We start from the raw sequence: 3,373 nt of genomic DNA on the forward strand, positions 1-3,373 counted from the left end.
GGTTTCAGTCGTTGCATTTGCAACACCACCCACCGCGAGATTGGTGCCGTTATCGCGATCGCCGATGTAATCAAAGCGATACAAAACACCGTTACCAAAGGGCTCCTTATCGCAGCAACCTGAACCCCATTGCAATACATAAAGTTGATGGGTGCGTGGATCAAGTTCTACATCAATCGCACCCTGAAAATTTGCCGTGTTTATCGGAAAATCTTCAGCAACGGGTGGATTGGCACCCGCTGCCAAATTAATCGTTGAAAATTTGCTGCTGTTGAAATCCCAAAAAATCAAATGGCCGTCGTAATACTCGGGCAATTTAAATTCGTTGGTAATCGCTGGATTAAAACGATACACCGGCCCCGCCATGGTCGCCTGGTGGCGAATAGTCCAGAGCGCCGGTTTAGCCGCCGGTAAATTTTTTGCACCGGTATTGCGGGCGTGATTATTAACAATGTTATTCGGATTAAAACCGGCATAAGGCTCGTTAAAACCAACAATGTAGGGCCAGCCATAATTTCCTGCCGTGCGCAGTTCATTCAGCTCATCCATTCCACCAGGACCTTCTGCGCTTGCAGTGGAAGAATCAGGGCCGATATCGCCAAGGTAGGCATAACCCGTCAAGGGGTCGATATTAATGCGGAAGGGATTACGGAAACCCATGCCGTAAATTTCAGCGCGATGGGTTGCACTGGCGGGAAATAAATTGCCCGCCGGAATGGTGTATTTGCCATCGGATGTCGGCGTAATACGCAATACTTTACCGCGCAAATCATTGGTATTACCCGAGGTCGCTTGCGCACCTTCGGAGAAATAACCACTCGCTGCATTGTTATCACCGGTGGTGATCAACAGGTTGCCGCTTTTATCAAACTTCAAGCTGCCGCCCATGTGGCCATGTGCTTCGTTGCCGGTAATCCACTCCAACATAATGGATTCAGAGCCGGCAACCAGCGCGTTGTTGGCATTTACCGTAAAACGCGATACGCGGGTTTTACTGCCGGGTGAGGTGTATTGAAAATAAATAAAACCGTTCTGGGTAAATTTGGGATCGAGCGCGACGCTCAGTAATCCATCTTCAAATACACAGCGCACATTGGGCACAGTGGATGTGACAGTAGCGATACCCGCATCCAATTTCCAACCGTAAAACTTGCCGCACTTGCTCACGACAAATGCGCGGCCATCGGCAGAAATTTCAAACTCCATGGGTAAATCCAATCCCTCCGCTACCACCGTCCGCTGAAAATCAGTGGATTTCGGCGCTTGCGCCATTGCTGATACAGCGACAAACAGCGCAGATATAACTACCGCAAGCGCGCAACACAGGTTGTGAATACTTCTGCACCACCTAGTTATATTTATAAAGGTGTTCATTGAGTTGCCTCCAATAGAACCGGAATGACGCAGTGCGACGCAAAAGCTTTACTTGCTATGTACGGTGTGCTGCGTGGAAGTTAAAAAATGGAGATGAAATTACGGAATAACCTCACAGTTGATTGCCCACTGAAAACCTTGCTACTTATTATTCTTACTTGTGATTAAACGGAGAGTTATAGGGTTCACTGAGCCAACCTATGATAGGAACCACTGGAGCAAAACTCATCTCACTTTGGCGACTTGCAGAAACATGGGATGAAACAGCAGTTTTTTAGCCAAACACATCACATTCGGCAGGTGTTTTTTATAGCGGAATAGGTTTAATCACCGAAGCTACGAACGGACAAAATGGTTCGTACGGTTGGTGTTATTCAACCGTACGGGTTTGTTCCAAAAGAATGACCACAATAAAGAGATGTACCTCACACAAATAGTGCGACAAAAATTAGCGGGAAATCTCTACTCACTTTTGCAAGCATTTGCAATTTATTGAATACGATTACTGTATGTTCGCATCCGCACCGACTCTGTTTTAGTCCAGGCCTATGGTCAAATACATATGGGAGTGCAATCAGGTGAAAACTGTGGAGTAATTTATGTCGATTATTGAAGGTAACTTATGGTTGGTAGCGGTACTTTTCAGCTTTATTATTTTCTGTATCGTAGCGATGATTCTACGAAATCGAGCAGCCAAAATAGATTCCGTTAGCCGCTCTAAAAAAGACACTGTAATCAATAGTGTATCGATAGATCCAAAAGAAAATACAACCAAATTGGAGTAGGACATTTTAGCTCCGATTATGGCGCCGGACACATTGCCCCCACTTGGCTGAGGTATGCCAGTGGAAGTGCAAACGTTCTTCTTCACCACAGAATATTCTCGTAATTATCAAAAATGTGGTATCACCTAAAAAATCATTTCTTGCGTCACTGATAAAGCATGCATTTTAAAGCTCATTGACGCTAGCTAAAGCCCAACGCTCACTACCAACATAGGATTGAAATAAGCCTCTGAGCCAGAGGCTCGCCAATGATTAACCGATCAGAAATAGCTTATGGAAAACAAAAAGCCCTGCAATTGCAGGGCTTTGAGGTAATCGCGATAACTTGCGATTTGTAGATGGTGCCGAGGCCTGACTTGAAGTGAACAAAAAACCTTTTAAAATCAAACACCTTAAAAACCTCACTTCTCAATTATGCCCCCTCACATGCCCCCAATTTTGCGAGTCTGATGGCTAGAGGGCTTGCCGGTAGTTTGCACATAAACGCCGCACACAGCCGATCACTTTTTAATCAATTTACCCGCACAACTACCATACTAGAACACTAGAATTTCAGTGCGTAAATTTGCTTTTTAGTCCCGATCAAAAAACAACCTCTTCAAGTCCGAAAGCGGGCTTTTTCCCAGTCGAATTTAGCCGTTTTTCAATGAATCTTTAGGCTGTCGGCCACCACTGTGCATTATGCAAAACACGCAAAATTTCAATGCAATTAACCTTGGAATTCTCACGATATATAACAATAAAAGGAAGACCATCAACAACCAACTCGCGCGTATCTTTCACGCGACCTTGTCTGCCTGCGCGAGGATAATCCGACAAAATTAAATGAACGTTATCAACAATACGCAGAACGACATCAATTGCGACAGAGAGACTATTTTCCTTAGTAATATAAGCTTCGATATTTTCTAAATCAACCTCGGCAAAATCAGTCCATTTGAGCTGCACGCTTAGCCTCCCACGTAGCCTTTATATCCTTGTGGTCGATTAAGCGACCCTCTTCCGCTGCTCTAACACCCTTTTCTACCTCAAGCAAAAACCACTCTTCGCGCGCAACATATTGCTTAATAGCCTCCGCCATTAACCAGGCGCGCGGCCTATCCATAGCGTCTGCCATCTGGCCAATTCTGGCCAAAGTTTCATCATCAAGCCTTACTGAAGTTGCTTTTAAGCTCATGGGACTCTCCAAGAATCTATGAGGTTCTCTTGAAACC

The 3,373-nt window shown here is 45.0% G+C and carries 3 protein-coding genes; all 3 read right to left on the minus strand.

The annotated features are described in order from the left end of the window. Positions 1 to 1,206, minus strand: a 1,206-nt coding sequence (locus ACWA6V_RS19480) for a PQQ-dependent sugar dehydrogenase (protein WP_449524052.1), incomplete at its 3' end; no start/stop codon positions are given. Positions 1,207 to 2,813: 1,607 nt separating this feature from the next. Then, on the minus strand, positions 2,814 to 3,107 hold the full coding sequence (locus tag ACWA6V_RS19485) for a type II toxin-antitoxin system RelE/ParE family toxin (RefSeq protein WP_449524053.1): 294 nt from the start codon (positions 3,105 to 3,107) through the stop codon (positions 2,814 to 2,816). Next, positions 3,088 to 3,373 (minus strand): CopG family ribbon-helix-helix protein (locus ACWA6V_RS19490; protein ID WP_449524054.1); only part of this gene is annotated, 286 nt, incomplete at its 5' end. The genes ACWA6V_RS19490 and ACWA6V_RS19485, both read right to left, overlap by 20 nt.

Source organism: Cellvibrio sp., from assembly GCF_053579595.1.